This is a genomic window from Bacillus cereus group sp. Bce019 (genome assembly GCF_051781745.1).
Classification (GTDB): Bacteria; Bacillota; Bacilli; order Bacillales; family Bacillaceae_G; genus Bacillus_A; species Bacillus_A cereus.
This window is the reverse complement of the sequence record NZ_JBPWJX010000027.1, coordinates 44,354-58,506: the sequence shown is the minus strand read 5'-3', so window position 1 is coordinate 58,506 and position 14,153 is coordinate 44,354. Positions and strand designations below refer to the sequence as shown.

Genomic DNA, 14,153 nt, shown 5'->3' with positions numbered 1-14,153 from the left:
AGTTAGTTTGTCTAGCATCTAAAATAAAAATTGACGTTTCACGTTGTTTGTTTCGTTCAGTTTTCAAAGAACTACTTGGTCGCTCATTTGCGACTTCCTTATGTTAACATCTTCGTTAGTTAATGTCAACTAAGTTTTTCAATTTCTTTTTGTCGTTTTCTGCGTTTCCGCATCAGCGACGGTTATTAATTTAACATATACAAACTATTAACGTCAACACTTTTTAATAAAAAATTCTTTTTCTTACATAACGAATACATTCTTCTGTGTTAGCTACTCTCCGGAATAAACAGAAAATGATTTTATATCTTTCTTCCATAGCTTTTTTTACAACTTCATGAATACGCTCATCTTCAAAATCAAATAAAAGTTCCTCTAATTCTCTCTTCAATATGTATTCCATTTCTTTTCTCTCTTCTTTTGTCAACATCAGCCCAAGCAAACAATCACCTCAATAATTCCTTACGCAACAATAAACGTTCCGCTCATTTTCAATTATCACAATCCTATCATCCATTATATCCACTACTTACGATATTAATCCTTTGTTCTCTTTTTTATATTTCCAGCATATATGTAACTGAAAAGGATTGGACAAAGGGGCGTAATATTATGTTTTTCTTTTTTATTACGAGTAAGAGAAATTTTAAACACATTAGCTTAATAGTGATACTGTCCTTATTTACAGCATGGCTACTCTTTTTAAAAACATATTCACATGAATCTGCTTTTTCAACTGCTACAGGCCCTAAAGTAATTTACAAAGGAGACACCGCTAAAAAGCAAGTTGCATTTACGTTTGATATTAGTTGGGGAGACAAAAAAGCAATTCCAATCCTAGATACTCTTAAAGAAAAAGAAATTAAGAATGCAACCTTCTTCCTTTCTGCTGCATGGGCCGAAAGACACCCCGATATTGTAGAGCGAATCATGAAAGATGGACACGAAATCGGTAGTATGGGGTACAATTACACATCCTATACTTCTCTAGAGACAAATGAAATAAGACGAGACCTTTTACGAGCACAAGATGTTTTTACGAAACTTGGTGTAAAACAAGTCAAGCTGTTACGTCCACCTAGTGGCGAATTTAACAAAGCAACCCTTAAAATCGCAGAATCACTTGGATACACCGTCGTGCATTGGAGTAATAATTCAAACGATTGGAAAAACCCAGGTGTAAATAACATCGTTTCCACTGTCTCTAATAATTTGAAAGGTGGAGATATCGTCTTATTACACGCATCCGATTCTGCCCTTCAAACAAATAGAGCTTTACCGCTGCTCCTGCAAAAAATAAAAAGTGATGGATATGAGCAAATATCCGTTTCACAACTTATTTCCAACACAAGTACGAAAAGTGAAGATGTGAAGTAGCTTCTTCCCTACTACTCTTCACGCATAAAAAGCTCTACTACCTTTCAAGAAGGTGGTAGAGCTTTTTTAATCATACCATTTACAACATTATAACTGCTGTTGTATAAAACCTCTCTATTAAGCTGATTTACTTGTTTTTCCGATTAAACGATGTAATACAAGTAATTGATATGCATTACATAACAATAGCGGTATAACCATTAAATATAACCAATCTGTATCATTAATCCGAAGCGCCGGTACCCATTCAAGGATCGTTACAACAACCATAAAGAACAGAGCTGGCACAAATGCTTTTTTATTTGTTTCTTTACTTTTTACATAAGCAACAATTGCTCCAAACACAAATAACATTCCAGCAACAAGTATATTATTCCCTAACGAGACTTCCCCATTTGCAATAAGTACAGATCTTAAATACACAAAATCAAATAATACGAATGCAATAAAGAAGAGCTGGACTGCATTCCATAAAGAAGATGAGCGAAACATCCCTAGTCCAAAACGGTGGATTGTTAAATATGCAAAGAATCCCATTTGACTTATAACACTAAAAATAAATCCTACACCCATCAGCCAGAAAGATACTGCTAAAATCTCCTTACCGTCGAAATTTTGAAAAAATTTATTGTACTTGTCCCACTCCAAAACAAAACCAATAATAACTGTGCTAATCCCACCAAGAAACAACGTCGTTAAAAATAGTCGTACCCACTTGCGGCTATTCACAACACATCCCCCATTATCCTTATATTTCTAATTAAATTGTATCAATGACAATTTCAAAAAGCTAGCCATGTTCATGTATAAATTCCTTAAAGATATTTATATTAAAAAGAGAGAACTGTGCTGAAAGGAGTTCCAACTTATGAAACGGATGCTATTCATTTTCGTTTCTTCTTTTCTACTTATCGCACTTGCAGCATGCGCACAAGGAAAAGAAACGAAATCCGAACTAGATTACGATCAAACAAAGAAAATGATTGTTGATATTTTAAAAACAGATCAAGGTAAGAAAGCTATTCAAGATGTATTAACTGATGAAAAAATGAAACAAGCACTCATACTAGATGAAACAGTAGTAAAGAAAACGATTGAAGATGCCATGGTATCCGATAAAGGGCAACAATTCTGGGAAAAGCTCTTTAAAGATCCTGAGTTCTCATCAAAATTTGCTAAAAGTATGGGGAAAGAACAAACTCAATTAATGAAAACCTTATTAAAAGACCCTGAATACCAAGCAGGCGTTATAGAAATTATGAAAAATCCTGAAGTAGAAAAAATGATGTTACAAACAATGAAGAGTAAAGAATACCGTCAATATCTACAACAAGTACTAACAGAAACTGCTGAAAGTCCACTCTTCCAAGCCAAGATGATTGATATCATTAGTAAAGGTGTGCAAAAAGCTGAAAAAGGCGGATCTGGTAAGAAAGAAGCAGGCGGTGACGGTGGTTCTCAAGGCGAGAAGAAGGAAGAACAGTAAAAAATAATAACTATAATAACGAGTGGACAATTTATATATTGTTCACTCGTTATTACTTTATCTTGCTATTAACAGACAAAATGGACCCCTCTAATTAAGCGAAAGGTTTACTAGCAACAAAAGCCTTATTGTTGTCAGTAACAGGTGAACCCCACTGATTAAAGTTTCACTTTATTTTTGTGTAACAGCTGTTTTATCAATTACTGTTTCAGCTATTTTACTATAAATAATGCCAGTTGTATGTGTATCTTCATATACTGAAGGAGCAAAGTCTTCTTTATTCCAATCGGGTTGTTGCAGTGGAATACGACCAAGAACATTCGTTTGTAATTCGGTAGCTAACTTATCTCCCCCGCCTTTTCCAAATACATATTCTTTCTCACCAGTTACCTTACTTTCAAAATATGCCATATTCTCAACAACACCAAGAATACTATGTTCAGTGCGCAATGCCATCGCTCCAGCACGCGCTGCTACAAACGCAGCTGTTGGATGAGGCGTCGTTACAATAATCTCTTTGCAAGATGGCAACATTGAGTGCACATCTAACGCAACATCACCTGTGCCTGGTGGCAAATCTAGTACTAAATAATCTAAATCGCCCCATTCTACTTCTGTGAAGAAGTGGTTTAACATTTTCCCAAGCATAGGTCCTCTCCAAATAACTGGTGCATTATCCTCTACAAAGAAGCCCATTGAGATTACCTTTACACCTAAACGTTCCACCGGAATTATCTTGTCACCTCTTACGATAGGACGTTTTTCTATCCCCATCATGTCTGGCACACTAAAACCGTAAATGTCCGCATCAATAATACCAACTTTTTTTCCTAAACGAGCTAAAGCAACTGCAAGGTTAACGGAAACAGTTGATTTTCCCACGCCACCTTTTCCACTCGCTACTGCTAAGAATGTTGTTTTTGAATTAGGTGACAATAAAGATTCACTTTGCTCTTCTTCTTGTTCCGGTGCAAACTGAGCTAATTCCTCTTCTGTAAATTCTGCAAAACGAAGTCCAACTGTTGCTGCCCCAAGTTCTTTTACTAACTTTACAATTCCAGACTGCAACTGCATTTGTTCCGCTGTACCGGTTTTTACGATTGCAATTTTAACACTCACATGTTCCTTCTCTGGCTTGACTGTTACCTCTTTAATTGCACTTGTTTCTTTTAATGTTTTATGTAAAAACGGATCTACAATCCCTTCTAACGCTTCAACCACTTGCTCTTTCGTTACCATAATTAGCCCAGCCCCCTGTATGAAAAATAACGTAATGTTAATTGAATTTATCTCTGCGTATTCTTGAAATAAATGCGTTTACATTTCCAGTATAACATATTTTCCGAAAACTTCGTTAACGAGAGAAGCTCAAAAAAATCCTCCTTATTCTGGAGGATTTCCTTTTTCCGTGAAATAACGTAATATACCACGGTATATTGCAGCTGCTACCTTTTGCTGATATTTCTCCGAATTTAACATATACCTTTCGTTCACATTTGATAAAAAGCCGGCTTCAATTAAAGCACCTGGTGTTTTAGAATACTTTAATAAATACACATGCGAAATTGTCTTAGCAGAACGATTCGTGTTCTCTAAACTTGTTCTCAATTCAGCCTGTATAAATTTTGCAGCACGTTCATTTTCAATCGAAGAGCGGTAATAGAACGTTTGTGCGCCTTTCGACCCACTACTAGTTAAAGCATTTAAATGAATACTTGCAAAAAAGTCTACATCAGGTTTATTGATGATTTCTACACGTTTTTTTAAATCCTCTGCTTTACGTCTACTATATGACTTTGTATCTTTGTTAGCTAAATCATAATCTCCCTCACGCGTTAAAATAACTAGTGCACCTTGTTCTTGTAAATAGTCTTGTACCTTTTTTGTAATTTCAAGCGTAATATCCTTTTCTATAATATCCTTTCCACCAACAGCCCCTCCATCTGGTCCACCATGCCCAGCATCTAATACAATTACTTTCCCTGATAAGGGTAAATTCCAAGCTCGCCACGATTTTGTAATTTGAAATTCTTGCTTGACAAAAAAAAACAATACAACCGCAGCGAGTGCAAAAGAGATAATTCGAATTCTCTTCATACCTTTCCTCCTCCAGCTAGTCCCTCTAATTACTTATATGGGACAAGAGGAAAGTTTATGCTTGTCTTAATGAAGCTTTAATCGATATCTTCTTTCACCTTTTTCATACCCTTCTTGCCACCACAATCCTATAAACTGCTGACAAGATTCAAAAAGTAACTCCTCATCTTTCAACTTTATTTCTCGCATAGTCATACTCGTTAAAAATTGAAATAGCGTTTCAGTTAATTGTTGTTCTTCTTCTAAAGCTCTATATTTCACATCAAAAAACGATTCACCATAATAACCAAATTTACTGTATCTCGCTCCTAATAAATAAGATTCTATCCCTAATTCAATACAGTAATCTTCATACTGACGATGAAGCTCTTGCATTTGAAAGGCATCACGAATATTTGAACGCAATGTTTTTAATGATAATTCCCGCAACATCTTCCGCTCGTATTTTAACTGCTTTTCTTTTTGTTTTTCTTGTAAGCTGACAATGACATTCATAGTACATATAAACCTCCCTAATACGTATTAGTCTAAACTTCTAAAGAAGAAGCATACGCGCGGCGGTAGCACTAAAATATTCCAAGCTATAAAAATTGCAAAAGAGGAATGAAACATAAAAAAACCCCAACCAAAATGGTTGGGGTTTGTAGTTCGCAAAAATTAACGTTTTGAGAACTGAGGTGCACGACGTGCGCCTTTAAGACCGTATTTTTTACGCTCTTTCATACGTGCGTCACGAGTTAATAGACCTGCACGTTTTAATGTTAGACGGTATTCTGGATCAGCTTTTAATAAAGCGCGAGAAATACCGTGACGAATAGCACCAGCTTGACCAGTGTATCCACCACCATTTACGTTTACAAGTACATCGTAGTTACCTAAAGTTTCTGTTGCAACTAGAGGTTGTTTCACTACTTCACGTAATGCAGCAAATGGGATATAGTTTTCAAAATCACGACCGTTAATGATAACGCGTCCTTCGCCTGGAACTAGGCGTACGCGCGCTACTGAACTCTTACGACGTCCAGTGCCATAGTATTGAACCTGTGCCAAAGTAAGCCCTCCTTTAATTAATTATCCGCGAAGTTCGTAAACTTCTGGTTTTTGTGCTTGGTGTGGATGCTCTGCTCCAGCATACACGTTAAGTTTCTTAGAAACTTGACGGCCTAAGCGTCCTTTTGGAAGCATGCCTTTAATTGCAAGCTCTAACATTTGTACAGGGTAGTTTGTACGCATTTCAAGAGCTGTTCTTTGCTTAAGTCCACCTGGGTGGTTAGTGTGACGGTAGTAAATTTTATCGTTTAATTTATTACCTGTTAAATGAATTTTCTCAGCGTTAATAATAATTACATGATCACCCGTGTCAACGTGTGGTGTAAATGTAGGTTTGTTTTTACCACGTAAAATGGATGCTACTTCACTAGCAAGGCGACCTAAAGTTTGACCTTCAGCATCAACCACATACCATTTACGCTCAACTTCGTTAGCTTTTGCCATAAAAGTCGTACGCATGTGTTTCCCTCCTCGTTATCTTTTCCATAGAAAAAATCTATTGTTTATCTTAAACACGATTTCCTTCCGGGGCTAATCGTGGTTTTAGAAACAATACCATATGTTATGATATACTTTTGAGTTTCTAATGTCAAGCAAATGTTACACCAGGATTAGTTGTTATAGTTTACCTCCCATAAGTAAAGCCCATGACCTGGAGCCATCTTTCCAGCAAACTGACGATTTTGTTTCGCTAAAATCTCTGGAATGCTATCAGGATCAAGCTTTCCTTGCCCTACGCTAAGTAACGTACCAACAATAATTCTGACCATATTATATAAAAATCCATTACCTACAAAACGAAAAATTATTTCATCATCTTGTTCAATTAACTCGATTTCATAAATTGTTCGCACTTTATCTTTTTTGTCAGTTTTTGCCGAACAAAAAGAAGTAAAATCATGCGTTCCAATAAAATAAGGAATTGCTTTTCTTATAGAGTTGATTTCGAGCGGGTATGGATATTGATATACGTAATTTCTACGGAATACATCCGCAGTCTTTGATAATAATACACGATAACGATATTCTTTTTTCTCAACACCGTAACGTGCATGAAATTCTTCTGTTTTTTTCTCTACTTGCCTAATAACAATATCATCTGGCAACATTGTATTTAAAGCATTACTCCATTGCCACTCTTCAAGAGACAAAGGAGTATCAAAGTGTATTACTTGTCCTTTTGCATGAACTGTAGAATCTGTTCTACCAGATGCCTGAACACGAACAAGTTCTCCCTTATGCAATTTCTGCAATGCTTTTTCTATCTCCTGTTGAACAGTACGATGGTTCGGCTGAATTTGATAACCACAAAAATGCATGCCATCATATGCAACCGTACATTTTATTCTATCCATTTCTCTATTCTCCATTACGATCGCACCCATGCCAAAATACAAGCTAAACAAAATAAGCTGACAATCGTTACTGTATCGCTTGTTTTCCAGCGTAGTTGCCTAAATTTAGTACGTCCTTCACCACTTTGATATCCACGAGCTTCCATCGCAATGGCTAAGTCCTCTGCACGCTTAAAAGCACTGATAAACAGAGGAACGAGCAGTGAAATAATAGCTTTCATTCTATCTTTTATCGGTCCCCCGGCAAAATCAATACCACGTGACGCTTGTGCTTTCATTATTTTACTCGTTTCATCCATTAATGTCGGGATAAAACGAAGAGAAATTGACATCATTAATGCGATTTCATGAACAGGAACCTTTATACGCTTCAACGGCTTTAATAACGTCTCCAAACCATCTGTAATTTCAATAGGTGTCGTCGTTAACGTTAATAATGTCGTCATTAAAATAATAACGAAGAATCGTACAGAAATGTATATCCCTTGCTCTAATCCTTTTTCATATATCGAAAACCAACCAAGCTGGAATAGTACATCCCCCTCTTTATTTGTAAAAATATGCAGGAAAAATGTAAAAAGAAAAATCCATAAAATTGGTTTTAAGCCCGAAAGTACATAACGAATCGGCACTTTTGCAAAAAATAAAGCAATGAGTGCATATAAAAATAAAAATCCATATGAAATCGCATTATTTGCTAAGAAAACAACAAATACATATAAAAAGACAATCAGCAGCTTCGTACGTGGATCAAGTTGATGAATAAGTGAATTCCCCGGGATATATCTCCCAATAATCAACTGCTGCATGATTCATGACCACCTTTTCGTAACACCTGCACAACTTCATGAGTAAGATCCTCTAAAGATAAGGTAGCCTTTGGAATTGAAATACCAAACTTCTCTTCAATTGCACGTTTATACTTTAATGACATAGGAAGATCCACACCAATTTTCTCTAGTTCATCAGCATGTGAAAATACTTCCTCTGCACTTCCTTGCAAAAAGACCGTTCCTTTATGCATAACTACAATCTGCTCCGCATACTGAGCAGCATCCTCCATATTATGCGTTACAAGGATGACTGTAAGACCCTTCTCCTTGTGCAGCTTATAAAACATCTCCATAAGTTCGTTCTGCCCTTTTGGATCTAGTCCTGCTGTAGGTTCATCTAATACAAGCACTTCAGGTTCCATTGCCAGTACACCCGCTATAGCAACACGTCTCATTTGTCCACCACTTAATTCGAACGGAGAACGTGTTAACAGTTCTGGTTCTAGCCCTACAAGTTCAATTGCCTTTCTAGCCTTTTTCCTTGCTTCGTCTACAGATACTCCAAAATTAGTAGGGCCGAAACAAATATCTTTCTCCACAGTCTCTTCAAACAACTGATGTTCTGGAAATTGAAAGACAACCCCTACTTTTTTACGTAGTGGCTTTAGCTTTTTTTCTTTCTTTCCTGCCGAAATCAAATGTTCACCAATTTGAACTGTACCATTTGTCGGCTGCAATAAACCATTTAAATGTTGAATCATCGTCGACTTTCCTGAACCAGTATGACCGATAATGGCATAATAGCCCCCACTTGGAAACGACACGTCTACATCATAAAGTGCGCGTCTTTCAAATGGAGTTTTATATTGATAACGATGTTCTACTTTTTGGAATGTAATCTCCAAAGTTCGTTCACCAAGCTTTCCATTGTAAGATGCGTATTTTGCAAGAGAATTTCATTTCTTTTTAATAATTCTGCTATTTTCACCGAAAACGGTACATCTAAGCCAATTTCTTGGAGCATATGAGAGGATTTGAAAATTTTTTCTGGAGTCCCTTCCTCTAATATTTCTCCCTTATTTAAAATAATGACACGATCTGACTGTGCCGCTTCTTCTAAATCGTGCGTAATTGATAACACGGTAATACCTTTTTGAGTAACAAGTTGTCTAACCGTTTCTACTACTTCACGTCTCCCTTGAGGGTCTAACATTGACGTTGCTTCATCTAATATTAAAATAGATGGTTGAAGTGCTAAAACGCCTGCTATTGCCACTCGCTGCTTTTGCCCACCAGATAAGGAATGAGGCTCATCATTAAGAAAATCTTCCATACGGACAAGTTGCAAGGCCTGTTCTAATCTTTCAATCATTTGTTCTCTTGGCATTCCGATATTCTCCAAGCCAAATACAACATCATCTTGCACTGTCGTTCCAACAAATTGATTATCTGGATTTTGAAATACCATTCCAAGTTGTTTTCGAACATCCCATACCGTTTCCTCTGATAAAACCATTGTATCATTTACTGTAATAGTCCCTGCTTCTGGCAAAAACAAACCATTCAATAATTTTGCAAGTGTAGACTTTCCTGAACCGTTTTGTCCAATAATAGATACCCATTCTCCCTCATATAAGGAAAATGAAACATCTTTTAATGCATAAGTGGCTGCCCCAGGATATTGAAATGATATATTTTCTATCCGAAGTTTCTCTTTTTTCAATAGAAGGCACCCTTTCCTTCGCCAAGTTAGCCTATTTTTATATTTAAAAAAAAGGGCCATGACCAGTTTCTTGAAAAGAACTGTCCTGCCCTTTTAATTATCATTATACTAACTCGATAATTACCATTGGTGCTGCGTCTCCGCGACGTGGACCAATTTTTGCAATACGAGTGTATCCGCCTTGGCGCTCAGCATAGCGTGGAGCTACATCAGCGAATAGTTTTTGAAGTGCATCTTGACCAGTCTCAGCGTTAGCTACTTCATTGCGAATGAAAGCTGCTGCTTGACGACGAGCATGAAGATCTCCGCGTTTACCTAAAGTGATCATTTTTTCCACTACAGAACGAAGTTCTTTTGCACGAGTTTCTGTCGTTTGGATGCGCTCGTTGATAATTAAATCAGTAGCTAAATCACGTAACATAGCTTTACGTTGCGCACTTGTACGGCCTAATTTTCTGTATGCCATTCGTAGTTCCCTCCTTTGTTGATGGGTTTAAATCCTCAGTCGTCTTTACGTAAACCTAAACCTAATTCCTCAAGTTTATGTTTAACTTCTTCTAAGGATTTACGTCCTAAGTTACGAACTTTCATCATATCTTCTTCTGTTTTGTTCGCAAGCTCTTGTACAGTATTAATTCCTGCACGTTTTAGGCAATTATAAGAACGAACAGAAAGGTCTAGTTCTTCGATAGTCATCTCAAGAACTTTCTCTTTTTGATCTTCTTCCTTCTCGACCATAATCTCAGCATTTTGTGCTTCATCAGTTAAACCAACAAAGATATTTAAATGCTCAGTTAAGATTTTGGCACCTAAAGAGATAGCTTCTTTTGGCCCGATGCTTCCATCCGTCCATACATCAAGCGTAAGCTTATCATAATTAGCCACTTGTCCGACACGTGTCTTTTCCACTTGGTAAGTCACACGTGATACTGGAGTATAAATAGAATCAATAGGAATTACTCCTATTGGTTGATCTTCGCTTTTATTTGCATCAGCTGGCGTATACCCACGGCCACGCTTTGCAGTTAAACGCACGCGGAAATGCGCATCTTTTGCTAACGTTGCAATGTGTAAATCTGGATTTAAGATTTCTACATCACTATCGTGAGTAATATCAGCAGCTGTGACAATACCTTCGCCCTGTACATCAATTTCCAACGTCTTCTCTTCTTCAGAGTAGATTTTAAGAGCTAACTTTTTCAAGTTTAAGATGATCGTCGTAACGTCTTCTACTACGCCCTCAACTGTTGAAAATTCATGTAATACGCCATCGATTTGGATAGCAGTAACAGCGGCACCAGGGAGTGAGGATAAAAGAATACGACGTAAGGAGTTACCCAAAGTAGTACCATATCCACGCTCAAGCGGTTCAATTACGAATTTACCATATTTAGCATCTTCGTTAAGTTCAACCGTTTCGATTTTCGGCTTTTCGATTTCAATCATTAACTAAACCCTCCTTCAAAACGTCGAAACCCCGGTTAAACAAAGGTATAACCCCTGTCTAACCGAAAGTCCCCCTTAGGCAGTTCCCGATTGTGCACAACAAGCGATGTTTCTGTACGAAATTTCTCGATAATGCATCATATCCATTATAGACAAAAGGGAAAATTCTATACAGAAAAATTACACACGACGACGTTTTGGTGGACGACATCCATTATGAGGAACTGGAGTAACATCTCTAATTGCTGTTACTTCTAGACCTGCAGCTTGAAGAGCACGAATTGCAGCTTCACGACCAGCACCAGGACCTTTAACAGTAACCTCTAAAGTTTTTAAACCGTGTTCCATTGCAGCTTTAGCAGCAGTTTCAGCAGCCATTTGCGCAGCGAATGGAGTAGATTTACGAGATCCACGGAAACCAAGTGCACCAGCACTAGACCAAGAAAGTGCGTTACCGTGAGTATCTGTAAGTGTTACGATTGTGTTGTTGAAAGTAGAACGAATATGAGCTATACCAGCTTCAATATTCTTTTTCACACGTTTTTTACGAGTGTTTGTTTTACGTGCCATTGTTAGTTCAACCTCCTTTACTTATTATTTCTTTTTATTTGCTACTGTACGACGTGGACCTTTACGTGTACGAGCATTGTTTTTAGAGTTTTGACCACGAACTGGTAAACCACGACGGTGACGAAGACCACGGTAAGAACCGATCTCCATTAGACGTTTGATGTTAAGAGATACTTCACGACGAAGGTCTCCCTCAACTTTAATACGATCGATGATATCACGGATACGTCCTAATTCGTCTTCCGTTAAATCACGAACTCGTGTTTCTTCAGAAATACCTGCTTCAGCAAGAATTTTTTCAGCAGTTGTGCGACCAATGCCGAATACGTAAGTTAAAGAAATAACAACGCGTTTGTCTCGAGGAATATCTACACCTGCGATACGTGCCATTACGAATGCACCTCCTTCTGATTAACCTTGTTTTTGTTTATGTTTAGGGTTTTCACAAATAACCATTACTTTTCCACGTCTACGAATAACTTTACATTTTTCGCAGATTGGTTTAACTGACGGTCTTACTTTCATGTCTCGAACCTCCTTAAAGATTACGGAGTGCTATATTATTTAAAACGGTACGTAATACGACCACGATTTAAATCGTACGGAGATAATTCTACCGTAACTTTGTCTCCTGGTAAAATACGAATGAAGTTCATACGGATTTTACCAGAAACGTGAGCCAATACGACATGCCCATTCTCTAATTCTACTTTGAACATAGCATTTGGCAACGTTTCAAGAACGGTACCTTCGACTTCAATTACATCATCTTTAGCCATTCAATAGTTCTCCCTTCTTCAAATCAGTAACATTTTACACTGCTCTGAAATCCCGGAGAGCCAGCTACTTATAAAGTGGTAAGGATTTCGTATCCTGCTTCTGTAAGAGCAATCGTGTGCTCAAAATGGGCACACCATTTACCATCTACCGTTACCACTGTCCAGTCATCAGATAGTGTTTTTACATATCGTCTTCCTTGATTCACCATCGGCTCAACACAGATGACCATTCCCGGCTTTAATCTAGGGCCTCTATTTGGTGGACCATAGTGCGGGATTTGTGGGTCCTCATGTAAGTCTTGCCCGATTCCGTGACCAACATACTCCCTAACGATCGAGAATCCATTCTCTTCAGCATGGGTTTGAACCGCATGTGAGATATTTGATAATCTCTCGCCTGGTTTTACTTGTTCTAGACCAAGATACAACGATTTTTCTGTGACATCAAGTAGCTTTTGAACAGATTCAGAAATGTTTCCAACTGGATACGTCCATGCAGAATCTCCATGGTACCCATTGTATTTCGCACCAATATCGATACTGATGATATCGCCCTCTTTGAGCTTGCGCTTCCCTGGAATTCCGTGTACAAGCTCTTCATTTACAGAAGCACATATGCTCCCCGGAAATCCGTTGTATCCTTTAAAAGATGGCGTAGCACCATATTTTTGAATCGTCTTTTCCGCTATTTGATCGAGCTCTTTCGTTGTAATTCCTGGAGTAATGTGCTGTTTCAACTCTTGATGAGTCAAAGCAACGATACTGCCAGCTTCTCGCATGATTTCTATCTCGCGAGGAGTTTTGCAGATTATCATTACGCTAAGCCTCCGATGAGAACATCGATATCAGCAAATACTTTATTGATATCTTGCTCACCATTAATGCTTTGTAAGTAACCAAGCTCTTCGTAGAAATCAAGCAAAGGTTTTGTTTGCTTAATATTTACATCTAAACGATTTGCTACAGTTTCTTCATTGTCATCAGAGCGTTGATATAATTCGCCACCACATTTATCGCACACATCAGCTTTTGCTGGTGGATTGAATTCTAAGTGGTAAGTCGCACCGCACTCTTTACAAATGCGACGGCCTGTAAGGCGTTTTAATAACAACCCTGAATCCACATTAATGTTTAAAACATAGTCGATTTTTTTGCCAAGATCTTTCATAATTTCTTCAAGAGCTGATGCTTGTGCAACAGTTCGTGGGAAACCGTCTAGTAAGAAACCTCTTACGCAGTCGTCTTGACTTAAACGTTCACGAACGATTCCGATTGTAACTTCATCTGGAACAAGTGCACCTTTATCAATAAAAGATTTTGCTTGTAGACCCATTTCAGTTTCAGCCTTCATAGCTGCACGGAACATGTCTCCTGTTGAAATGTGAGGGATGTTATACTTGGCAACAATCTGTTCGGCTTGTGTACCTTTACCAGCACCAGGAAGCCCCATTAAAATTAAGTTCATCCTTGTTCCCCCTCAGAGTACATGAGCATGTA

21 protein-coding genes are annotated in these 14,153 nt (G+C 37.8%); 2 read left to right on the top strand and 19 right to left on the bottom strand.

Going from position 1 to position 14,153, the window contains the following annotated elements:
- Nucleotides 1-223 precede the first annotated feature (223 nt).
- Nucleotides 224-442, bottom strand: a complete 219-nt coding sequence (locus tag ACS2QP_RS24980; protein ID WP_000901147.1) for a hypothetical protein — start codon at nt 440-442, stop codon at nt 224-226.
- 170 nt (nt 443-612) lie between these two features.
- Between ACS2QP_RS24980 and pdaB the strand changes: the two genes are divergently transcribed.
- On the top strand, nt 613-1,377 hold the full coding sequence (gene pdaB, locus ACS2QP_RS24975; RefSeq protein WP_000464703.1) for a polysaccharide deacetylase family sporulation protein PdaB: 765 nt from the start codon (nt 613-615) through the stop codon (nt 1,375-1,377).
- Nucleotides 1,378-1,494: 117 nt separating this feature from the next.
- Here pdaB and kbaA read toward each other — a convergent pair whose 3' ends face one another.
- The gene (kbaA, locus tag ACS2QP_RS24970) at nt 1,495-2,106 is read right to left on the bottom strand and encodes a KinB signaling pathway activation protein KbaA (RefSeq protein WP_001088527.1); all 612 of its coding nucleotides are present in this window, start codon (nt 2,104-2,106) and stop codon (nt 1,495-1,497) included.
- 139 nt (nt 2,107-2,245) lie between these two features.
- Between kbaA and gerD the strand changes: the two genes are divergently transcribed.
- Nucleotides 2,246-2,863, top strand: coding sequence for a spore germination lipoprotein GerD (gene gerD / locus ACS2QP_RS24965; RefSeq protein ID WP_000827295.1), 618 nt, complete (start codon nt 2,246-2,248; stop codon nt 2,861-2,863).
- Nucleotides 2,864-3,034: 171 nt separating this feature from the next.
- Here the strand turns inward: gerD and ACS2QP_RS24960 are convergent, their stop codons facing one another.
- From ACS2QP_RS24960 to ACS2QP_RS24880, 17 genes are all read right to left on the bottom strand, one after another.
- Entirely contained in the window at nt 3,035-4,102 is a 1,068-nt protein-coding gene (locus ACS2QP_RS24960) for an Mrp/NBP35 family ATP-binding protein (RefSeq protein ID WP_000256628.1), read from the bottom strand.
- A 144-nt stretch (nt 4,103-4,246) separates the two neighbouring features.
- Nucleotides 4,247-4,960 (bottom strand): N-acetylmuramoyl-L-alanine amidase CwlD, encoded by a 714-nt coding sequence (cwlD, locus tag ACS2QP_RS24955; RefSeq protein WP_438882951.1) that lies wholly within the window; start codon nt 4,958-4,960, stop codon nt 4,247-4,249.
- 66 nt (nt 4,961-5,026) lie between these two features.
- On the bottom strand, nt 5,027-5,455 hold the full coding sequence (locus ACS2QP_RS24950; protein WP_001101005.1) for a DUF2521 family protein: 429 nt from the start codon (nt 5,453-5,455) through the stop codon (nt 5,027-5,029).
- A gap of 162 nt (nt 5,456-5,617) precedes the next feature.
- Nucleotides 5,618-6,010, bottom strand: a complete 393-nt coding sequence (gene rpsI, locus ACS2QP_RS24945; RefSeq protein WP_000079986.1) for a 30S ribosomal protein S9 — start codon at nt 6,008-6,010, stop codon at nt 5,618-5,620.
- Between the two features lie 21 nt (nt 6,011-6,031).
- Nucleotides 6,032-6,469, bottom strand: coding sequence for a 50S ribosomal protein L13 (gene rplM / locus ACS2QP_RS24940; RefSeq protein ID WP_001260793.1), 438 nt, complete (start codon nt 6,467-6,469; stop codon nt 6,032-6,034).
- A 152-nt stretch (nt 6,470-6,621) separates the two neighbouring features.
- Complete coding sequence (gene truA / locus ACS2QP_RS24935) at nt 6,622-7,365, bottom strand: tRNA pseudouridine(38-40) synthase TruA (RefSeq protein WP_002164804.1); 744 nt, start codon at nt 7,363-7,365, stop codon at nt 6,622-6,624.
- A gap of 14 nt (nt 7,366-7,379) precedes the next feature.
- Nucleotides 7,380-8,174 carry an energy-coupling factor transporter transmembrane component T family protein gene (locus tag ACS2QP_RS24930; RefSeq protein ID WP_001186526.1) on the bottom strand — a complete coding sequence of 265 codons (795 nt, stop codon included), beginning with the start codon at nt 8,172-8,174 and terminating at the stop codon, nt 7,380-7,382.
- Nucleotides 8,162-9,043, bottom strand: a complete 882-nt coding sequence (locus ACS2QP_RS24925) for an energy-coupling factor ABC transporter ATP-binding protein (protein WP_061456708.1) — start codon at nt 9,041-9,043, stop codon at nt 8,162-8,164. Before ACS2QP_RS24925 ends, ACS2QP_RS24930 begins: the two co-directional genes overlap by 13 nt.
- The gene (locus ACS2QP_RS24920) at nt 9,019-9,861 is read right to left on the bottom strand and encodes an energy-coupling factor ABC transporter ATP-binding protein (RefSeq protein ID WP_059303359.1); all 843 of its coding nucleotides are present in this window, start codon (nt 9,859-9,861) and stop codon (nt 9,019-9,021) included. The genes ACS2QP_RS24925 and ACS2QP_RS24920 overlap by 25 nt, the downstream gene beginning before the upstream one ends.
- A gap of 103 nt (nt 9,862-9,964) precedes the next feature.
- Nucleotides 9,965-10,327, bottom strand: a complete 363-nt coding sequence (rplQ, locus tag ACS2QP_RS24915; RefSeq protein ID WP_000331490.1) for a 50S ribosomal protein L17 — start codon at nt 10,325-10,327, stop codon at nt 9,965-9,967.
- A gap of 35 nt (nt 10,328-10,362) precedes the next feature.
- Nucleotides 10,363-11,307, bottom strand: a complete 945-nt coding sequence (locus ACS2QP_RS24910) for a DNA-directed RNA polymerase subunit alpha (protein WP_000569643.1) — start codon at nt 11,305-11,307, stop codon at nt 10,363-10,365.
- A gap of 180 nt (nt 11,308-11,487) precedes the next feature.
- On the bottom strand, nt 11,488-11,877 hold the full coding sequence (rpsK, locus tag ACS2QP_RS24905; protein WP_000101798.1) for a 30S ribosomal protein S11: 390 nt from the start codon (nt 11,875-11,877) through the stop codon (nt 11,488-11,490).
- Between the two features lie 24 nt (nt 11,878-11,901).
- Nucleotides 11,902-12,267: a 30S ribosomal protein S13 gene (gene rpsM / locus ACS2QP_RS24900; protein ID WP_000090788.1), complete on the bottom strand. Its 366-nt coding sequence runs from the start codon at nt 12,265-12,267 to the stop codon at nt 11,902-11,904.
- 21 nt (nt 12,268-12,288) lie between these two features.
- The gene (gene rpmJ, locus ACS2QP_RS24895; RefSeq protein ID WP_000868344.1) at nt 12,289-12,402 is read right to left on the bottom strand and encodes a 50S ribosomal protein L36; all 114 of its coding nucleotides are present in this window, start codon (nt 12,400-12,402) and stop codon (nt 12,289-12,291) included.
- Between the two features lie 35 nt (nt 12,403-12,437).
- A complete protein-coding gene (infA, locus tag ACS2QP_RS24890) occupies nt 12,438-12,656 on the bottom strand; it encodes a translation initiation factor IF-1 (RefSeq protein ID WP_001029884.1) in 219 nt (72 codons plus the stop codon).
- A gap of 68 nt (nt 12,657-12,724) precedes the next feature.
- A complete protein-coding gene (gene map / locus ACS2QP_RS24885; protein WP_332285385.1) occupies nt 12,725-13,471 on the bottom strand; it encodes a type I methionyl aminopeptidase in 747 nt (248 codons plus the stop codon).
- Complete coding sequence (locus tag ACS2QP_RS24880) at nt 13,471-14,121, bottom strand: adenylate kinase (RefSeq protein ID WP_001048989.1); 651 nt, start codon at nt 14,119-14,121, stop codon at nt 13,471-13,473. The genes map and ACS2QP_RS24880 overlap by 1 nt, the downstream gene beginning before the upstream one ends.
- Between the last annotated feature and the right edge of the window lie 32 nt (nt 14,122-14,153).

Bases quoted from the DNA above. Each gene is read 5' to 3' on its own strand.
- ACS2QP_RS24930 (WP_001186526.1), bottom strand. From the start codon at position 8,174: ATGCAGCAGTTGATTATTGGGAGATATATCCCGGGGAATTCACTTATT.
- ACS2QP_RS24960 (WP_000256628.1), bottom strand. From the start codon at position 4,102: ATGGTAACGAAAGAGCAAGTGGTTGAAGCGTTAGAAGGGATTGTAGAT.
- gerD (WP_000827295.1), top strand. From the start codon at position 2,246: ATGAAACGGATGCTATTCATTTTCGTTTCTTCTTTTCTACTTATCGCA.
- cwlD (WP_438882951.1), bottom strand. From the start codon at position 4,960: ATGAAGAGAATTCGAATTATCTCTTTTGCACTCGCTGCGGTTGTATTG.
- rpsK (WP_000101798.1), bottom strand. From the start codon at position 11,877: ATGGCACGTAAAACAAACACTCGTAAAAAACGTGTGAAAAAGAATATT.
- ACS2QP_RS24880 (WP_001048989.1), bottom strand. From the start codon at position 14,121: ATGAACTTAATTTTAATGGGGCTTCCTGGTGCTGGTAAAGGTACACAA.
- ACS2QP_RS24950 (WP_001101005.1), bottom strand. From the start codon at position 5,455: ATGAATGTCATTGTCAGCTTACAAGAAAAACAAAAAGAAAAGCAGTTA.
- rplQ (WP_000331490.1), bottom strand. From the start codon at position 10,327: ATGGCATACAGAAAATTAGGCCGTACAAGTGCGCAACGTAAAGCTATG.
- rpsM (WP_000090788.1), bottom strand. From the start codon at position 12,267: ATGGCACGTATCGCAGGTGTAGATATTCCTCGAGACAAACGCGTTGTT.
- infA (WP_001029884.1), bottom strand. From the start codon at position 12,656: ATGGCTAAAGATGATGTAATTGAAGTCGAAGGTACCGTTCTTGAAACG.
- truA (WP_002164804.1), bottom strand. From the start codon at position 7,365: ATGGATAGAATAAAATGTACGGTTGCATATGATGGCATGCATTTTTGT.
- rpmJ (WP_000868344.1), bottom strand. From the start codon at position 12,402: ATGAAAGTAAGACCGTCAGTTAAACCAATCTGCGAAAAATGTAAAGTT.
- ACS2QP_RS24910 (WP_000569643.1), bottom strand. From the start codon at position 11,307: ATGATTGAAATCGAAAAGCCGAAAATCGAAACGGTTGAACTTAACGAA.
- pdaB (WP_000464703.1), top strand. From the start codon at position 613: ATGTTTTTCTTTTTTATTACGAGTAAGAGAAATTTTAAACACATTAGC.
- map (WP_332285385.1), bottom strand. From the start codon at position 13,471: ATGATAATCTGCAAAACTCCTCGCGAGATAGAAATCATGCGAGAAGCT.
- rplM (WP_001260793.1), bottom strand. From the start codon at position 6,469: ATGCGTACGACTTTTATGGCAAAAGCTAACGAAGTTGAGCGTAAATGG.